Origin of the sequence: Shinella sp., from assembly GCF_049651085.1 — a bacterium.
Taxonomy (GTDB): Bacteria; Pseudomonadota; Alphaproteobacteria; order Rhizobiales; family Rhizobiaceae; genus Shinella.
On record NZ_JBASBL010000007.1, the window covers coordinates 207,503 to 223,498 of the forward strand.

At 64.5% G+C, this 15,996-nt stretch carries 20 protein-coding genes; 13 read left to right on the forward strand and 7 right to left on the reverse strand.

All coding sequences use genetic code 11. The features are described 5' to 3' along the window. The 6 genes from WA950_RS04275 (at position 1) to WA950_RS04300 (ending at position 3,580) form a co-directional block, all read left to right on the forward strand. A complete protein-coding gene (locus tag WA950_RS04275; RefSeq protein ID WP_424550436.1) occupies positions 1–474 on the forward strand; it encodes a Na+/H+ antiporter subunit E in 474 nt (157 codons plus the stop codon). Continuing rightward, positions 474–830, forward strand: coding sequence for a cation:proton antiporter (locus tag WA950_RS04280; RefSeq protein ID WP_424550437.1), 357 nt, complete (start codon positions 474–476; stop codon positions 828–830). The genes WA950_RS04275 and WA950_RS04280 overlap by 1 nt, the downstream gene beginning before the upstream one ends. Then, positions 827–1,183, forward strand: coding sequence for a monovalent cation/H(+) antiporter subunit G (gene mnhG, locus WA950_RS04285; protein ID WP_424550438.1), 357 nt, complete (start codon positions 827–829; stop codon positions 1,181–1,183). The genes WA950_RS04280 and mnhG overlap by 4 nt, the downstream gene beginning before the upstream one ends. Positions 1,184–1,605: 422 nt before the next feature. Further along, positions 1,606–2,040, forward strand: a complete 435-nt coding sequence (locus WA950_RS04290; RefSeq protein WP_424550439.1) for a MucR family transcriptional regulator — start codon at positions 1,606–1,608, stop codon at positions 2,038–2,040. Between the two features lie 282 nt (positions 2,041–2,322). Beyond that, on the forward strand, positions 2,323–2,793 hold the full coding sequence (locus tag WA950_RS04295; RefSeq protein WP_424550440.1) for a helix-turn-helix domain-containing protein: 471 nt from the start codon (positions 2,323–2,325) through the stop codon (positions 2,791–2,793). Continuing rightward, entirely contained in the window at positions 2,786–3,580 is a 795-nt protein-coding gene (locus WA950_RS04300; RefSeq protein ID WP_424550441.1) for a DUF6456 domain-containing protein, read from the forward strand. Before WA950_RS04295 ends, WA950_RS04300 begins: the two co-directional genes overlap by 8 nt. A gap of 64 nt (positions 3,581–3,644) precedes the next feature. Here the strand turns inward: WA950_RS04300 and WA950_RS04305 are convergent, their stop codons facing one another. Further along, a complete protein-coding gene (locus WA950_RS04305) occupies positions 3,645–4,064 on the reverse strand; it encodes a SufE family protein (protein ID WP_424550442.1) in 420 nt (139 codons plus the stop codon). 202 nt (positions 4,065–4,266) lie between these two features. Further along, positions 4,267–4,692: a DUF5330 domain-containing protein gene (locus tag WA950_RS04310; RefSeq protein ID WP_424550443.1), complete on the reverse strand. Its 426-nt coding sequence runs from the start codon at positions 4,690–4,692 to the stop codon at positions 4,267–4,269. Between the two features lie 504 nt (positions 4,693–5,196). Here WA950_RS04310 and WA950_RS04315 point away from each other — a divergent pair. The 5 genes from WA950_RS04315 to WA950_RS04335 all read left to right on the forward strand — a co-directional run bounded on the left by WA950_RS04315 (position 5,197) and on the right by WA950_RS04335 (position 9,627). Beyond that, on the forward strand, positions 5,197–6,726 hold the full coding sequence (locus tag WA950_RS04315; RefSeq protein ID WP_424550444.1) for a sensor histidine kinase: 1,530 nt from the start codon (positions 5,197–5,199) through the stop codon (positions 6,724–6,726). Continuing rightward, complete coding sequence (locus WA950_RS04320; RefSeq protein WP_424550445.1) at positions 6,698–7,399, forward strand: peptidoglycan-binding domain-containing protein; 702 nt, start codon at positions 6,698–6,700, stop codon at positions 7,397–7,399. The genes WA950_RS04315 and WA950_RS04320 overlap by 29 nt, the downstream gene beginning before the upstream one ends. A 117-nt stretch (positions 7,400–7,516) precedes the next feature. Continuing rightward, positions 7,517–8,968 (forward strand): methyl-accepting chemotaxis protein, encoded by a 1,452-nt coding sequence (locus tag WA950_RS04325; RefSeq protein WP_424550446.1) that lies wholly within the window; start codon positions 7,517–7,519, stop codon positions 8,966–8,968. Between the two features lie 59 nt (positions 8,969–9,027). Further along, on the forward strand, positions 9,028–9,399 hold the full coding sequence (locus WA950_RS04330) for a DUF1491 family protein (RefSeq protein ID WP_424550447.1): 372 nt from the start codon (positions 9,028–9,030) through the stop codon (positions 9,397–9,399). Between the two features lie 96 nt (positions 9,400–9,495). Next, positions 9,496–9,627, forward strand: coding sequence for a hypothetical protein (locus tag WA950_RS04335; protein ID WP_424550448.1), 132 nt, complete (start codon positions 9,496–9,498; stop codon positions 9,625–9,627). 5 nt (positions 9,628–9,632) lie between these two features. On the opposite strand, the gene WA950_RS04340 is transcribed toward WA950_RS04335, so the two are convergent. After that, the gene (locus tag WA950_RS04340; RefSeq protein ID WP_424550449.1) at positions 9,633–10,547 is read right to left on the reverse strand and encodes a DUF2336 domain-containing protein; all 915 of its coding nucleotides are present in this window, start codon (positions 10,545–10,547) and stop codon (positions 9,633–9,635) included. A 645-nt stretch (positions 10,548–11,192) separates the two neighbouring features. Here WA950_RS04340 and WA950_RS04345 point away from each other — a divergent pair. Beyond that, positions 11,193–11,381, forward strand: coding sequence for a hypothetical protein (locus tag WA950_RS04345; RefSeq protein WP_424550450.1), 189 nt, complete (start codon positions 11,193–11,195; stop codon positions 11,379–11,381). A gap of 105 nt (positions 11,382–11,486) precedes the next feature. On the opposite strand, the gene WA950_RS04350 is transcribed toward WA950_RS04345, so the two are convergent. The 3 genes from WA950_RS04350 to WA950_RS04360 are packed head-to-tail and all read right to left on the reverse strand — an operon-like array spanning position 11,487 to position 14,825. Continuing rightward, on the reverse strand, positions 11,487–12,038 hold the full coding sequence (locus WA950_RS04350; RefSeq protein ID WP_424550451.1) for a DUF1254 domain-containing protein: 552 nt from the start codon (positions 12,036–12,038) through the stop codon (positions 11,487–11,489). Beyond that, entirely contained in the window at positions 12,031–12,624 is a 594-nt protein-coding gene (locus WA950_RS04355; protein WP_424550452.1) for a DUF1214 domain-containing protein, read from the reverse strand. The genes WA950_RS04350 and WA950_RS04355 overlap by 8 nt, the downstream gene beginning before the upstream one ends. 29 nt (positions 12,625–12,653) lie before the next feature. Then, on the reverse strand, positions 12,654–14,825 hold the full coding sequence (locus tag WA950_RS04360) for a transglycosylase domain-containing protein (protein WP_424550453.1): 2,172 nt from the start codon (positions 14,823–14,825) through the stop codon (positions 12,654–12,656). A gap of 188 nt (positions 14,826–15,013) precedes the next feature. On the opposite strand from WA950_RS04360, the gene WA950_RS04365 reads away from it, so the two are divergent. Continuing rightward, positions 15,014–15,496 (forward strand): YcgN family cysteine cluster protein, encoded by a 483-nt coding sequence (locus tag WA950_RS04365; protein ID WP_424550541.1) that lies wholly within the window; start codon positions 15,014–15,016, stop codon positions 15,494–15,496. Between the two features lie 67 nt (positions 15,497–15,563). Here WA950_RS04365 and WA950_RS04370 read toward each other — a convergent pair whose 3' ends face one another. Continuing rightward, entirely contained in the window at positions 15,564–15,896 is a 333-nt protein-coding gene (locus WA950_RS04370; RefSeq protein WP_424550454.1) for an MmcQ/YjbR family DNA-binding protein, read from the reverse strand. Positions 15,897–15,996: the final 100 nt, after the last annotated feature.

Consider the following 15,996-nt stretch of genomic DNA (forward strand, 5'->3'; position numbering starts at 1 on the left):
ATGCGGCCCGCAGCCATCATCGCCGTCTTCGCCCTCGTCTGGCTTGCCGTTTCCGGCAGCTTCACCATCCCCAATCTCGTGCTCGGCATCGTCGCCGGTGCGCTGTCCCTGCTGCTGATCCGTGGCCATATCCAGCCCGATGGCAGGCGCATCCGGCCGCTGAAGCTGTTGTCGCTGGTGGTGCTGTTCATCAAGGAACTCGCCCTGTCGGCCTTCAAGGTCGCGGTCCTGGTGGCGAGCCCGAAAATGGTGCTGAAGCCCGGCATCTTCGCCTTTCCGCTGAAGGTCGACCGGGATTTCGAGATCACGCTGCTCGCCAATCTCATCACGCTGACGCCGGGCACGCTGTCCGTCGATGTGTCCGAAGACCGCAAGGTGCTCTACGTGCACGCGCTCGACTGCTCCGATCCGGTCGGCGCGCGCCGCGACATCGCCAACGGCTTCGAGAAGAAAATCCTGGAGGCCTTCCGCTGATGGATGCCGAAACCGTCATCTCCGCCGCCGCGACGATCGCGCTCTTCCTGATGTGCGCGGCCCTTTTCCTGACGGCCTTCCGCGTCATCCGGGGGCCGACGCTGCCGGACCGCATCGTCGCGCTCGACATGCTGGTCGCCATCGCCATCGGCTTCATCGCCGTGATCGCGATCCGGACCGGCTTCAACCTCTATATCGATATCGCCATCGCGCTCGGCCTCGTCGGCTTTCTCGCGACCGTCGCTTTCGCGCGTTTCGTCATGCGCCAGGGCATGCAGGCGGGCGAGGAAGACGAAACCGCGCCGAGGACGCAGCGGCAGGGCAGGCAGGGCAAGAAGGGGAGGGCGCGTCGATGATGGAACTGGTTCTGGCATTCGTGGCCGGCGCCATGCTGGTTGCAGGCGGCGTATTCACCTTCCTCGCGGCGCTCGGCGTCGTGCGCCTGCCGGACGTCTATACCCGCATGCACGCGGCCTCCAAGGCCGGCACGGTGGGGTCCGGGCTGATGCTGTTTGCCGCCGGCATTCATTCGATGGATGTGGCGATCTTCGCGCGGGCGCTGGCCGGTTTCGTCTTTTTCGTGCTGACCGCGCCGATTGCCGCCCATCTGGTGGCGAAGGCCGCACATGGCGCGGGCTATCGCCTGACGCGGGCGAGCGTGATCGACGATATGCGCGACGCACAGGAACGCAACGCCAAGAAGCGTTGACGGACAGTTAATGTGCCTATCCCGAAAATTTACAGTATCCTTTTCTTTTCAGTGGGCAGAGCGATTGGATAGAAGCTCTTGCCATATATTATTCAAATTAATACTGGACAACGAATTGAAGAGTGATATCTCAATCTAAGTAAAGCGTGTCTGTTGATTTAGTTTGCGCGTATATTTCCAGTCTAAGTTGTGTGTACGCTGCATCTGAGTTCAATCGGTATATGCGCTCGATAAGCTATCTTGCGGAAGTCGCCTCCGCTGTGGTCAAAAAATATATTGTCGTTGGCGACAGTGCTTTGAAGCGCATCATGCATGCGAGCATCGCCACGCCATACAATCAGCCCGTAACGGGCTTTATCTGAAATTCAACAATCGCATCGATGACGGGTCATCGGTTTTGCGTCATCCGACAGGAGAAACAAATGTCTGAAACTACCCTTGGCGCCGGCTCCAACCTGCTTGTGGAACTGACTGCGGATATCGTCGCGGCCTATGTCGGTAACCATGTTGTGCCGGTTTCGGAACTGCCGGGCCTGATTGCCGACGTGCATGCAGCCCTCAACAACACGACGCAGCCCGCCGCTGTCGTCGAGGCTCCCGTCGTCGCCGAAAAGCCCAAGCCGCCGGTGCCGGTGAAGAAGTCGGTGCAGAACGACTACATCATTTGTCTCGAGGACGGCCAGAAGTTCAAGTCGCTGAAGCGCCACCTGATGACCCATCACGGCATGACCCCGGAAGAGTACCGCGAAAAGTGGGATCTGCCGGCCGACTATCCGATGGTCGCTCCCTCCTATGCCGAAGCCCGCTCGCGCCTTGCCAAGGAAATGGGCCTCGGCCAGCGCCGCAAGGGCAAGTAAGCACCGCATTGTCCAATGCCGAGGCGATGCCGCTTCGGCTGGAAATGCTCAAATCGAAATCGCAAGACCGGGGCCGCAAGGCCCCGGTTTTTTTGTTTTGCCGGCAGGAAAGCCGCTGAATCCGGGCAGGGGGAGTGACGCAGAGGAATAAAAGCCTTAATTGGGGATATATGTCTAAAATATAGTTAAAAATTCAAGGACTGGTTGCGGGTTGATACTTCATTCATCCCCGCCCATCCTCTAGGGTGTATGAATAAATTCCTATCAATGGAGTCGCAAGCCATGCACCAGTTCCTCGTTTCCCATCGGCAGCCTTTTCCCCAGCCGGTTGCCGGCAACAATCCGGCGCCGGAGACCAAGAGCCGGGAGCCGGATGAAGCGGCCGGACGCGCCCGCGGCATGACGGATCTGCCGCAAGCGCCATTTGTTCCTGCGCCGGTCGCCTGCCGCATCGTGCGCCAGCTCGTCCTGGAAATGACGGCGATGGCGAGCGACTGGGCGCTGCGCCGCCGCGACGGGCGGCGCTCCACCTGCCATGTGCGCCAGATCGCCATGTATGTCTGCCACGTCGTGCTGCGGCTGTCGCAATCGGAGATCGGCGCCGCCTTCGGCCGCGACCGCACCACTGTCGGCCATGCCTGCAATGTGGTGGAGGACCGCCGCGACGATGCCGCCTTCGACGCCTTTGTTTCCGCCATCGAGCGGGTCGTCATTTCCGTCTTCGGCCCGGCGGGGATCGGCAGTCATGAATAGGAGCGCTGCGAAACAGAACGATGCCGAACTGGCAAGGCTCCTGCGTTTCCTGCTGGCTGGCGGGCCGGCAGAGATCGCCGCCAATGACAGCCTGGTCTCTCCCGACGGGCGTGCGCAACCGCTCCTGCTCCCGGTTGTCGAGGTGGCGGTGCGCCTCGGGCTCGTTTGCCGCAGCGGCGACCGGCTCGCGGCGACGCCGGAGGCGCGCGCGCATCTGAAACGCCGGCTCTGCGAAACGGGGATGCCCTATGCCGGCCAGCACCGTGATCTGGCCGAGGTGGTCGTGCTGCGCGACGGGGTGCGGGAGAAGGTGCTTTCCAACCGGCTGGAATCGCCGCTGGCGGGTCTGGCGCGGCTGAAGGAAAAGACCGGCGAGGCTTACCTGCCGGAAAGCGCCATCGCCGCCGGTGACCGGTTGCACGCCGATTTCACCCGTGGCGGGCTGCAGCCGCGCATGACCATGTCGTTCGAGCCGCGCATCGCCACGCGCCAGAAGGGCGAGGCGGGCATGGCGCGCGAACTCACCGACACGGCGCTTGCCGCAAGGCTGCGCGTCGCCCGCGCCGTCGAGGCGATCGGGCCGGAGCTTTCCGGTGTCGCGCTCGATGTCTGCTGCTTCATGAAGGGGCTGGAGATGGTGGAGCGCGAGCGGCAATGGCCGGCGCGCTCGGCAAAACTCATGCTGCGCGCCGCGCTGATGGCGCTCGCCCGGCACTATGCCCCGCCATCGCCCGCCGGGCGACGGTCACATGTCTGGGGGGCTGAGGGGTATCGGCCGGAAATGTAGCGGTAGCCGGCGCGCCTCATCCAGCCTGCCGGCAGGCGGATGAGGGGCAGTCCCGGAACATTGCTCAGGCCGCGACCTTCACCGCCGCTTCGTTGCGGATGCGCTTGACCATCGAGCGCAGGCCGTTGGCGCGCTGGGAGGAGAGGTGTTCGACAAGGCCGATCGCGTTGAAGGTGTCGATGGCGTCGAGGGCGGCGATTTCGGAGGCGCGCTTGCCGGAATAGATGGCGAGCACGATGGCGACGAGGCCGCGCACGATATGGGCGTCCGAATCACCGTCGAAGGTCATCACCGGATCGACGCCGTTGTCGGTGCTGCTGACGAGCCAGACCTGGCTGGCGCAGCCCTGTACCTTGTTCTCGGCCGTGCGCTGGTCTTCCGGCAGGTCCGGCAGCGCTTTGCCGAGTTCGATGACATAGCGGTAGCGATCCTCCCATTCGTCGAGGAAGGCGAAGTCGTCGATGATCTGCTGTAGCGTGGCCATGGGGTATCCGTCTGCGGGCATTGTCTCCTTATAGATAGGTGAGCGCACCCGCAATTTGAACCGGAATCCGCCCGAATAGAAAGAAACGCCGTATGGAACGGATCCATACGGCGGTTGCAGGGCAACAGTCAGGCAGGCAGAAACTTGAAAGCAGGTCCGGCAGGATGGGAAGCCGGAATTGCGCGGGAAAGAAACGGTCGGCTCAGCCCTCGTGGGCGGGGCGGCGGGTCGGGACGGCGACGGTGCCGGTGATGACCTCGTCATCGGCATCGATTTCGGCGACGGCCGGAAGCGGCTGGCCGAGCGCTTCCTTCTTCTCCGGCATCGCCTTGGCGATATCGGCGCCTTCTTCGGCAAACTGGGTATCGAGGAACTGGTAGGCGATGCGGGCGCCCTCGCGGGCCCGGTGGCCGAGGGCGACGAAGGTTTCCGCACCCTTCTCGCAGACGTCCGGCTTCTCCAGGCACATGGCGGTCACATAGTTGAGCGCGTCGGTTGCGGCGCTGAACGTATCACCGATCTGGACGGTCGGCCCCTTTTCCAGTTTCGCGGAGGATTCCGCGTCCAGGAAGGGGAGCAGTACGAGAACCATCGAGAACCAGAACGTTCCCTTGATCAGAAACCACATCGCTTGCCATCCTTATATTGGGCCTCGGCTCTTTGCGGCCTTCGGCTTGTCTGGTCCTTGGCGAACCGTTGATGCGAGAATACGGGCCGGAAGGAAATTCCCCTTTTCTGGAATCACTCGGCTTTTGCCCAGTTTTGATTAAAATGCGAACTAATCCGCACCTTGCAGGCATTTGAGGCAGATTTTAGCGATTGCCGTTAAGGATGATGGCGGGGCTTGCCGCTGGCAGCGCCCGGAATGCCGGGAGGGCGGTTTGCGGCGCTTTGCCCCAGAAGTTAATATGAACAGAAAAATGCCGCAAAATGAGGCGCTTACGCCCCGTTAACCACGCCGGACGAATGGCCTTTGGATTGACCCGAAATGGGACTTTTGGGCCTTTTTCCGCCCTTTCCGGCCCCTGGCGTTTATCCTTTCCTTAAGCCGCCAATGCGATTTTGGGCTCACACAAAAGAACACGAACGGCAGGGTTTTGCGTTGCGCCAATTGACCACCATCGCTGACAGAATGGCAGCCCGTCTGGGCGCCGTTGCTGGCGTTGCTGGCATCGACGCCGCCGCGGCCCGCCCGTCCGCGTCGCTGCGCGCAACGACGCTGGCGCTGCTTGCCGCCGTACCCGGCCTGCCGCTTGCCCTTTCGGCGGTCATGCCTGCTTCCGCCGCACTGCCCGCGGGCGTGGCGCTTGCCGGCGCCGGCGCGCTGTTTGTTGCCGCCGCAACCTCCGCGCGCCAGCCGGCACCGGCCGAGCCGAAGACCTTTGCGCAGGAACTGGCGAATGCCGCTCCCGCTCCTGTTTCTCCTTATGATCTCTTCGCGGGCCTCGTGACGCTGCACGATGCGCGCGGCTTCGTGACCGCCGTGCATGGCCGCGACCGCGCCGACATGCTGTGCTGGATGCGCGATCCGGCAGGACGCGGCTATCTCGACCAGATCCACGTTTCCGACCGTATCGGCTTCCTTGCCGCGATCGACCGCCTGCGCCAGGGCGGCACGCGCGAGACCGTCGACATCCGCATCGATCGTCCGCGCATCGAGGTGAATGCAGAGCAGTTCGTGCATATGCGCGTGGAAATGACGGCGCTGGCCGGTCCCGACGGTGCGCTTGCCGCCGTCGTCGCCCAGTCGCGCGACATTTCCGACGAGGCGAAGCTGAAGAGCGAGAACGCCCGCAAGGCGGAAGAAGCCGAATCGGCCAACGACGCCAAGACCCGCTTCCTCGCCGCCGTCAGCCACGAGCTGCGCACGCCGCTCAACGCTATTCTCGGCTTCTCGGATATCCTGACGGGCGAGTATTTCGGCAAGCTCGAAAACGACCGCCAGCGCGAATATGTGGCGCTGATCCACCAGTCGGGCGCGCATCTGCTTTCGGTGGTCAACACGATGCTCGACGTCTCGAAGATCGAGGCCGGCCGCTACGAGCTGCTGATGGAACCCTTCATCGTCTCGGACAGCGTCAAGGCCTGCGAGCAGATGCTCGGCCTCCAGGCGCGCGACAAGGGCATCAAGCTGACGAGCCGCGTGCCGCGCGCCATCGGCGAGGCGGTTGCCGACCAGCGGGCGATCCAGCAAATCCTGATCAACCTCGTCGGCAACGCGATCAAGTTCACCGACCGCGGCGGCATCGTCACCATCGATGCGGCGCGCGAGGGCAAGGACCTACTGCTCATCGTCAGCGACACCGGCATCGGCATTCCGGCAGACAAGCTGGCGCTGATCGGTCAGCCCTTCATGCAGGTGCAGAACGAATATACCCGCAAATACGAGGGCACCGGCCTCGGTCTCTCGCTGGTCAAGGGGCTGGTAGCGCTGCATGGCGGCAGCTTCACCATGCAGAGCCGGCCGGGCGAGGGCACGGTCATTACCATCCGCGTGCCGGCCGACGGTTCGGGCGTCGCGTGCGAGGGCGAGCCTGGCGCGGAACCTTCGTCCACCGTGGATTTCCCGCCGCGCCTTGCGGTGGCCCTGGAGACCGTTTACCAGCCATCGAAGGATGGCAAGGACACGCAAGATGAACGCGCACGTCAGAAGACAGCCTGAGCGGCGGCCGCAGGGCCAGGTCCGCAAGGGCCGGTCCGGTGCGCGCGCGCAGCCGCAGAAGCGGCCCAATATCGCGCTGAGGGGCCTCGTCGCGCTCGGCGGGCTGGCGGCGCGCCATCCCAGCAGCGTCGGCGGCACCTGCGCCTTCCTCGTCGTTTTCTCCTTCATTGCCGCCAATGCGCTCTGGTATCAGCCGGGAGGCCACCCGGCGCCGTTCCTGAAGATGCGTTCGGCCGACAATTCCCTCGGCTTCACCGCCGCCATGCCCGAGCCGCAGGATGTGACGACCTTCGTCATCGAGCGCGAGGAAGAGCAGGACCTGCCGGAAATCTCCGACGTGACGCCGGCCGAACGGCCTTTCGACGAGGTGGCAAAGGTCATCGAGCGCCAGCCCGCGCAGGACGAGGGCGACCCGGTCGCCGCCGCGATCATGGAGGCTGAGGCGGATCCGGCCGTCACCTCCGCCGTTGCAAGGCCCGCCCCGAGCGACCTGGTGATGAAGATTCAGAAGGGGCTCAGCAATATCGCCTATACGGATATCGCCGTGGACGGGCTGATCGGCGAGAAGACGCGCACTGCGATCCGCCATTTCGAGAAGCATTACCGCCTGCCGGTGACCGGCCAGCCAAATGACCAGGTGCTCGCCAAGCTCAAGGATATCGGCGCGCTGTAAAGGCGGCATGCGACCAAAGTCGTACTCCTGCAAGAAATACATCTGAAGGTTGTTTTTAAAGGATATCTTAACCATGTCTGCCGGATGATCTTCCGATAATCGGAGGATCGTCGAACTATGTCCAGCGCTGCCTTGCGTAAGACTACGGATACTTGGGAAGAGGGGGCTGTCGAGCCGCTGGCCGATGCCGCAACGCTGCGTCGGGTGGTGGGATCGCTGGCCGCGGAGGCATCCGATCTTGGGCTGCATCTCGTCGATATTGCCGGCTCTATCCAGGATACCGCCGCCCAGTCGCGCGAGCATGCGGCGCTCTTTACCCGCCTGACCCAATCGGCGACGGCGATTGCCGGCACCAATGGCGACATTGCCCGTGCGCTCGGCGAAACCGACCAGCTTGCCGCTAGCGCCCGCAAGGTGCTGGGCGAGCAGGCCGTGCAGCTCGACGGTTCGATTGCCGCCATCGACAACATGGTGACCGCCTCCAACGAAATCGGCGCGGAAATCTCGGCCTTTGCCGGGGCGCTTGCCGATGTCGGGCGGCTGGCGGATGCCATCGGCACGATTGCCCGCCAGACCAACCTGCTGGCGTTGAACGCCGCCATCGAGGCGGCGCGGGCGGGCGACGCGGGCAAGGGCTTTGCGGTCGTGGCGGCGGAAGTGCGGGCGCTGTCGCTGGAAACCTCCAACACGACGGCCTCCATCCAGAAGACGCTTCAGGAACTGCGCGCCCGGATCGACCGGCTGGAAGGGGCGGGCGAGGGCGCGCGGGTTTCGGCCGAGGGCGTCAAGACGACGGCGTCACAGGTGCAGGGCTCGTTCGCCGGTGTCGAAGAGGTCATGTCGAAAATCCTCGACAGCGCCTCCTCGCTGGCCGCGACGACGGGTGCGGTCGACAAGGAATGCAGCGAGTTCGCCCGTTCCATCGGCGCGGCTTCGGCGCAGATCATCCGCTCCAACGAAATGCTGCAGGGCGCCTCCGCCAAGGTCGTCGAGGTCGTGGCGATTTCAGAGCGCATCATCCAGGCGACGGCGAGCGCCGGCATCGAGACGCCGGACAGTCCCTATATCAATCTCGTGCAGCATCTGGCGGACACGGTGTCCCTCCGCTTTGCGGAGGCGGTGCGTAGCGGCGAGATCGGCATGGAGGCGCTGTTCGACCGCCAGTACCGCCCGGTCCCCGGCACGGACCCGGTGCAGATGGTGACGCGCTTCACCGACTTTACCGACCGCGCCCTGCCGGCGATCCAGGAACCGGCGGTGGCGGGCGACGAGCGGATCGCCTTTTGCGCGGCGATCGACGAGAACGGCTACCTGCCGACGCACAACCAGAAATTCTCCGCGCCGCAGCGGCCGGACGATCCGGCCTGGAACATGGCCAACTGCCGCAATCGCCGCATCTTCAATGACCGCGTGGGACTGGCGGCGGGCCGCAACAAGGAGCCGTTCCTGCTCCAGACCTATCGCCGCGACATGGGCGGCGGACAGTTCGTGCTGATGAAGGATATTTCCGCGCCGATCACCGTGGGCGGCCGCCACTGGGGCGGGCTAAGGCTGGCGATCCGGGTGTGAGGGACAGAGGGGCGGCGCCGATCCTTGCAGCGCCTGCTTGCGCCGTGTATGCCGCCGTCATGCGCCTTCGCACCGACATCTTCGTTTCCGCCCTGATGCGCCGCGTCTTTGCCCGCGGCGATTTTGCTGCCGTGGAGGCAAAGGGCGCGGAGGAGGCCGGGGCAGTGTTCGTGCGGCAAGCCTTTCGCGATGGCACCGAAAGCCTGCATGCCCCGGCGCCGCAGAGTTTCTTCGAGGAGGAGGACAGCGGCTGGCGGCTGTTCGAGACGCGGCTTGCGCGCGTCGAAGCCGGGGCGGTTGCCGAGGCGATCGCACGGGAACGTCGCTTCGACAGTGATCTGTGGGTGGTGAGCGTCGAGACGGACGAACTGGGCGACCTGATCGAATTTACCGGCGCTGAGCCGAAGGACGACGGGTTCTTCCGTCGTTAGGCCCTGTTCCGGCGGGAACAGCCGGCCGGAGCCCGACATGGGAAAAGGGCAGGCATGCAGGCAATGGCCTGTATCCAACCCTCGAAGGAGCGCCCCATGCTTGTCGTGCTGCCTGCCCTCGCACTGCTGATCTCGGGAATGTTCGTCGCGACCGTGCTGGCCGCGCTCTCCGCCGGACGGCGCGAGGATGCGGCGGTTCGCCTGTCGGCCAGACGCCGGGACTTCTAGCCGGGTCAGCCGGCGGCGCGTTGCCGGCCGCTATTGGAGGATTTGCCGTGGTCATCCTGCCGCTTCGCCTGAACGTCGTCACCATTGGCCGCCTTCGGCAGGCCGTCGCCGTTCGTGTAGCGATCCGCCCGCTGCCAGCTCTCGACCCGGCGGGTCGCCTCGGCCGGGTCTAGCGCCGCGAGCAGCGTTTGCGCGCCGCCCTCGGCCAGATGCGGATAGATGTTTTTCAGCACAAAGATGTTGTCTTCCTCGGGCACGGCGAGCGCCACGAGCGTTTCGGCCAGCTGTCGTCCCGAAACATCGAGAAGGATACGCTCCGAAAGCCACTGGCTGGAGGAAAGCGCGTCGGCGAGCGCCACGGCAATCATGCCGACCTCGCCGGTGCGCGCAAAGCGCACGAACAGCACCTGGTGCATCTCGCTTGCCGGCTCGAGCCGGACCGGGGCCTCGACCTGCGGTGTCGCGGCGCGCACGAGCGCGCGCAATTCGTCCCGGATCTCTTCTTCCCGTTCCAGCCGCGCGGCTTCCCGCAGGGCGGCTTCGCGGTCCTCGCCGGTGCGGCGGGCGGCGTGATACTGGTGCGTTCCGACCAGCGCCTCGACGACGGCGGGCGACAGGTCCGCACGCCGGCCGATGGCGTGGGCGTGCTCCGGTCCGGCCGCGCCGAGAATTTGGAGCAAAGTGCCGTCGGGGATCGCTTTCGAGCCCATGAGGAAGATGGCGGCGGTGCTGATCGGCTGGCGCGCGATGAAGACGGCGGTTGCTTCCGGCACCTGCGGGCAGCGGGAAAGGGCCGCCACGGCCTGCCGGCGCGCTTCCTCCGTAGAGGCGACATAAAGCGGCTCGAAGAGCTCTCCGAACTGCAGCAGGTCAGATTTCGACGGAAAGCGCAGGCTCTCGAAGCTGGAGACCGTGGCCATCAATACGATGTCCTTCGGCCGCCCGGCTTGCGGTCTCTCCAGTTCGCGAAACCTGTCCGCCACAAAACACCTGTCATCCCCGGACCGGCAGCCCCCTGCCGATCCCCGTTGTCGTTCATGAAAAATAGAGGAAAAGCGTTAGCGAGCCGTTAACCTTGCTCGCGCGGAAACCGCAATGTTAACAAGGCAGTGTCGCCGGGGTTGCAGCCGGCGGCCGGGCGAGCGCGTGCCGCATCGGGACGCTGCTTCCCGAGGCGGCTGTATCGCAGGAAACAGCGCAAGGCGGCCATTCAGGGTAGTGTTAAGAGTGTGTTAACCGAAAGGTCGCTAGTTTTAAGGACATGGATCGGCTCGTCGAATGCTTTGGACGTGGTATGATTCGACCATGGAAGCGGCTGCTCCCGCAGGGGGCTACCGTTTTGCAGGGAAAGGTGCGATGTTCCGGATACCGGGCGGCCACCAGACACTATCCCGAGAACGGGAAAATTCTGGGCCGTATCGCCGTTTTCCATCCGCATGCGACCGGAGTGCATCACGCTCATGTCGCGTCCGGGTGACGGAACCGGATGCACCGGCCCGTTCAACGGGCAGGGTGAGATTTGTAGGAGTACTTCATCCGTCTCGAATCTTCTTTTGGAGGCGAGAATGGCAGACGTGGTACGATTGACGGAATGGCTCGCGCGAACGCCGAGACGCGACACCGCTCGACCTGTGGCTCCGGCCCAGATACTGCTCTTTACCGGTGTGCGCTACGAGCGCCTGACGTCCGCAATGCTGGCTGCGCGCCGCAAGGCGGCCAAGCACGGCACGACGGATACGGCTCGCCGGCCGTAAAGCACTTTCGATCGCTGCGCGGCAGCGGTCGGTGGCGTGCGCGCCTGACTGCCGCGCAACGCGGATTGCGGGATACCCGCATCACGCTCCCTTCGGAGCGGCTTCCTATTGCTCTGCCGTGAAAAGCTCGCAGCTGGCCTCGCCAAGAAAGGCGGCGGCAGCTTCCTGGCGGCTTTGCGCGGGCACGAAGGTGCGCAGCACGGCATAGCCTTCGTCGCCGCGCATTTCCACGAGGATCGACTGTTCCAGCTCCTGTGGCACCGCCTTGCGGATGCCGATGAGCTGGATAGGCGTTGCGATCAGCGTATCGAGCGCGCCGGAGACCGAGGTGCGGTCGTTCATGCTGAAGACCTCGTTGGACGCGCTGTCATAGACGGCAAGCGACCAGAAGGGCACGTCGCCATCGGCGAACAGGCGGATCGGGCCGTTTTCGACCGAGAAGGCGCAGACGGCGGTCTTCATCGCCGGGTCGTCATTGATCGGCGCAATCGTGTCGCCGCCGCTTGCCAGCGCAAAGAAGCGGTTCGTTTCGCCGAAGGTCTGTACCCGCGTATAGGCGTCGCGCCCGGTAAAGCTCGGCAGCGACAGAATGATGACGATGTGGAGAAGCGCCGCGCCGACGAGGCCGATGGCAACGGCATAAAGGAAACTACGCATCGGCGCAGTCCAGTCGCGTGATGCCGGGCATGGCAAGGTCGATGACGCCGGAACTGCCGGCGGTCGGCGTATCGAGCAGCGTCATGACCAGAAGGAACGAGGCCGTGCCCTCCGGCAGCGCCAGCCAGTTTCCGGGCGTTGCCGTGGAGGCGATGCGGATGGAAAAACTGCTGTCGGGGCTGCGCAACACGGTCCAGGCGTTGAGGCCGGTCGGCAGGTCCGGGCGGGCGCCGGCGAGCGGGTTGCCGCGGCGGTCCGCCGCGTGCAGCGTCCACAGGCGGGCAGGCGGCGTGATGCCGGCGATCTCATAGCGGCAGTTCTCGACGAGCGTGCGGTTCTCGCTGTCCGTGGCGGCGGTGAAGGTGAGGCCTTCTGCACTGCCGAGCAGCAGCTTGCCGTCGCGCGCGCGGTGGGCCTTGGCATAGGGATCGGCGTTGATCGTCTGGGCGGTCGGGAAAGCCGTCCACGGTCCGAGCGTGATTGCGCCGAAGCCGACCGTCGCCCTCAGCGCATAGATCGAACTCAGGATACCGAAGCCGAAGGCGACGGCGAGCGCTGTGGCGATGACGAGGGGGGTACGGAACAAGACGGTCAACCGTTGGAATCAGCGTTTAGTCACTCTGTCCGGTTCGAAACAGTGCCGTCAAGCGCGGCCACGCGGCCTTCTGCCTTGAGCGGCTTTGCTTCGTTGAACTGGCGGGCGAGATCCTTCAGCAATCTGGTGACCTCCGTCGACAGCGAACGAGGCCGCACGAGCGCCGGCAGCGCGTTCTCGTCGGTCGCCTTGGCAGCGACTTCGGTTGCCTTCTTGCCGTCCGGCAACGGATTGTCGATGCCGGGGATGGGACGCAGCTCGATGCCCTGGTGGGCATAGTCCATCAGCCGCTTGAAGGTCATGGCGGGCAGTGAGCCGCCGGTCATGTTGTTCGTCGACGTATAGTCGTCGTTGCCGAACCAGACGGCGGTCGTGTAGTTGCCGGTGAAGCCGACATACCAGGCATCGCGGTAAGCCTGTGTCGTGCCGGTCTTGCCGCCCGACACGATGCCCCGGTCGAGCGCGCCGCGCCGTGCCGTGCCGCTGACGGGGATGGTGACGAAAATCCTGTTCATCGACGCATTGGCCGCCTCGGAAAGGACCCGGGCGGCGGGCGGTTCGTCGCGGCCGAAATCGTAGAGGATGTCGCCGTCGTAGTTGATGATCTGGCTGATGCCGTGGCGGCGCGACTGCATGCCGCCGGCCGGGAAGACCGCATGGGCGGTCGCCTGGTCGAGCACGGTGACTTCCGACGTGCCGAGCGGCATGGTCTTGTCGGTGCGCAGCGGTGTCTCCACGCCCATCAGCCTGGCGACCTCGGCGATGCGCTTGGTGCCGAGCTTGTCCTTGGCAAGACGCACGGGCACCGAATTGATCGACTTCGCCATCGCCGTCATCAGCGTCATGCGGCCGGCAAAGCTGCGGCCGTAGTTCTGCGGCGACCAGCCGTTCCAGCTGATCGGCGCATCGACGATGGTCGTCTCGGGCGTCATGCCGGCTTCCATCGCGGCGGCATAGGTATAGCCCTTGAAGGACGAGCCCGGCTGGCGCAGCGCGCGCGTTGCGCGGTTGAACTGGCTTTCGCCGTAGTCGCGCCCGCCGACCATGGCGCGCACCGCGCCGCCGTTCTCCACCATCACCAGCGCGCCCTGCTTGACGCGGTAACTGTCGCCATACTGGCGCAGGCCGCTTTCCACCGCTTCCTCGGCGGCGGCCTGCAAACCCATGTCGATGGTGGTGCGCACGATGAGCGAATGCTGGGCGAAGGGCTTTGCGATGCGCTGCACCTCGTCGAAGGCCCAGTCGAGGAAGAAATCGGGCGCGGTCTTCTCGTTGCGGTCGATGATGGTCGCGGGGTTGCGCCGGGCGGCGATCACCTGGCCCTCGGTCATCAGCCCGCCCTGCACGAGATTGGTCAGGACCTCATTGGCGCGGGCGCGCGCGGCGGGCAGGTTCACATGCGGGGCATAGCGCGCGGGGGCCTTGAACAGGCCGGCGAGCATGGCGGATTCGGCAAGGTTCACATCGGTGACGTTCTTGCCGAAATAGAACTGCGCCGCCGCCGCCGCGCCGAACGTGCCGCCGCCCATATAGGCGCGGTCGAGATAGAGGCGCAGGATCTCCTTCTTGGAAAGGTTCGCCTCCAGCCAGAGGGCGAGGAACGCCTCCTTGATCTTGCGCTCGATGGTGCGCTCGTTCGACAGGAACAGGTTCTTGGCGAGCTGCTGGGTCAGCGTCGAGCCGCCCTGCACCACGCCCCCGGCGCGCGCATTTTCGTTCATGGCGCGGGCAAGGCCGAGGAAATCGATGCCGAAATGGCTGAAGAAGCGGCGGTCCTCCGTCGCAAGCACCGCCTTGATCAGATGATCGGGCAACTCGTCGATCGGGGCGGAATCCTCGTGGATGATACCGCGGTGGCCGATCTCGTTGCCGTAGCGATCAAGGAAGGTCACGGCGAAATCGCTCTGGGCGCGCCAGTCGCCCTTGGTGTCCTCGAAGGCGGGCAGCGCAAGGGCGAGCAGCAGGACGAAGCCGGCCGTGCCGAGGTTCATGCCTTCGCCGGCAAGCTCGAAGACGGCCTTTTTCCAGCCCTTGACGTGGAAGCGACGGGAGAAAATGGTGATCTCTTCCCAGATTTCGCCCAGGCGAAAGCCGGCGTTCCAGACCGTGGAGTCGATCCAGGAATCGATGCGCAGGAAGAAGTGCCGCTTGCGGCGGCGGGGTTTTTCGGTTTTCTGGCTGTCGTCTTCCACGATCGCGGTCTCTCGCGTTCCTCGGTTCAGGCGCCGTGACACTGCCTGTTTCCGGTTAACGTCCTGTCACTACCGGTTTATTCGAACAGGATAGCAGTCTTTTGAAGGCAGCAGAACGAAATGTCGTTCCGTCCCGGCGGCGGTCGGCTCTTGACCTTTGGAGCCAAGGGGTTCAGGGGTCGGACATGATGACCAAGAATGCGGAAAAGCCGGGCGACCTGCCGTTCTGGAAGACCAAGACACTCGGGCAGATGAACGATGTGGAGTGGGAGAGCCTGTGCGACGGTTGCGGGCTCTGTTGCCTCAACAAGCTGGAGGACTGGGAAACGGGCGAGATCGCCTGGACCTCGATCCGCTGCGTGTTGCTCGACACGGACAGCTGTCGCTGCTCGGACTACGAGAACCGGCAGGCGACCGTGCCGGATTGCATCCGCCTCACCGTCGAAAGCGTCGCCGAAATCTCCTGGCTGCCGCCGACCTGCGGCTATCGCCTGATCCGCGACGGCCACGATCTCTACTGGTGGCACCCGCTCGTCTCGGGCGACCCGGACACCGTGCACCAGGCCGGCATTTCCGCCCGCGGCCGCACCGTGAGCGAAGTCGGCATCGATATCGAGGACTACGAGGACTATCTGGTGACCTGGCCGCTGGAAGTGGGCGAGGGGAAATAGGCCGGAGTATCCTGTTTTTTTCGCAGTTCCGGGCGCAAAGCCGCCGCGCACTTGTGCTGGAACTGCCCTAGTGAAGGCTTGTCCTGACGAGCTTCTTCGGCGCGACATTTCGCCAGGCGGTGCCGATGAGATCGCGCACCCGCTCGCCATCCGCGCCGTCGAAATAGAGCGAGGTCCAGCCCTTGCGGCCCCAGCCGCCGGGCACTGGCGCGCAAAGGCCCGGATCGGTTTCCAGTACCAAGAGCTGCTGGTCGGGCGTGAACTTGAGAACGGCGCGGCCCGGCTCCGGCAAAGTCATGAAAACCTTCTCGCCCACCCGGAAGTCGCGCTTGCCGAAATGGGCACTTTCCCGCGCCTCCGGCATGCCGAGCGCCATGGCGATGAGATCGTCGGATATCATGACGCAAGGATAGCACCGAATGGGGCGCCAGAAAAGTTTTTGCAAGAAATAGGAAAATAGTCCTTGACGGCGTGACGGTCGTTTGATAGGGTCATGGCAT

Bases quoted from the DNA above. Each gene is read 5' to 3' on its own strand.
- mnhG (WP_424550438.1), top strand. From the start codon at position 827: ATGATGGAACTGGTTCTGGCATTCGTGGCCGGCGCCATGCTGGTTGCA.
- WA950_RS04305 (WP_424550442.1), bottom strand. From the start codon at position 4,064: ATGGCCACGCTACAGCAGATCATCGACGACTTCGCCTTCCTCGACGAA.
- WA950_RS04290 (WP_424550439.1), top strand. From the start codon at position 1,606: ATGTCTGAAACTACCCTTGGCGCCGGCTCCAACCTGCTTGTGGAACTG.
- WA950_RS04365 (WP_424550541.1), top strand. From the start codon at position 15,014: ATGACCAAGAATGCGGAAAAGCCGGGCGACCTGCCGTTCTGGAAGACC.
- WA950_RS04295 (WP_424550440.1), top strand. From the start codon at position 2,323: ATGCACCAGTTCCTCGTTTCCCATCGGCAGCCTTTTCCCCAGCCGGTT.
- WA950_RS04325 (WP_424550446.1), top strand. From the start codon at position 7,517: ATGTCCAGCGCTGCCTTGCGTAAGACTACGGATACTTGGGAAGAGGGG.
- WA950_RS04300 (WP_424550441.1), top strand. From the start codon at position 2,786: ATGAATAGGAGCGCTGCGAAACAGAACGATGCCGAACTGGCAAGGCTC.
- WA950_RS04315 (WP_424550444.1), top strand. From the start codon at position 5,197: ATGGCAGCCCGTCTGGGCGCCGTTGCTGGCGTTGCTGGCATCGACGCC.
- WA950_RS04310 (WP_424550443.1), bottom strand. From the start codon at position 4,692: ATGTGGTTTCTGATCAAGGGAACGTTCTGGTTCTCGATGGTTCTCGTA.
- WA950_RS04330 (WP_424550447.1), top strand. From the start codon at position 9,028: ATGCGCCTTCGCACCGACATCTTCGTTTCCGCCCTGATGCGCCGCGTC.
- WA950_RS04275 (WP_424550436.1), top strand. From the start codon at position 1: ATGCGGCCCGCAGCCATCATCGCCGTCTTCGCCCTCGTCTGGCTTGCC.
- WA950_RS04370 (WP_424550454.1), bottom strand. From the start codon at position 15,896: ATGATATCCGACGATCTCATCGCCATGGCGCTCGGCATGCCGGAGGCG.
- WA950_RS04320 (WP_424550445.1), top strand. From the start codon at position 6,698: ATGAACGCGCACGTCAGAAGACAGCCTGAGCGGCGGCCGCAGGGCCAG.
- WA950_RS04350 (WP_424550451.1), bottom strand. From the start codon at position 12,038: ATGCGTAGTTTCCTTTATGCCGTTGCCATCGGCCTCGTCGGCGCGGCG.
- WA950_RS04280 (WP_424550437.1), top strand. From the start codon at position 474: ATGGATGCCGAAACCGTCATCTCCGCCGCCGCGACGATCGCGCTCTTC.
- WA950_RS04335 (WP_424550448.1), top strand. From the start codon at position 9,496: ATGCTTGTCGTGCTGCCTGCCCTCGCACTGCTGATCTCGGGAATGTTC.
- WA950_RS04340 (WP_424550449.1), bottom strand. From the start codon at position 10,547: ATGGCCACGGTCTCCAGCTTCGAGAGCCTGCGCTTTCCGTCGAAATCT.
- WA950_RS04345 (WP_424550450.1), top strand. From the start codon at position 11,193: ATGGCAGACGTGGTACGATTGACGGAATGGCTCGCGCGAACGCCGAGA.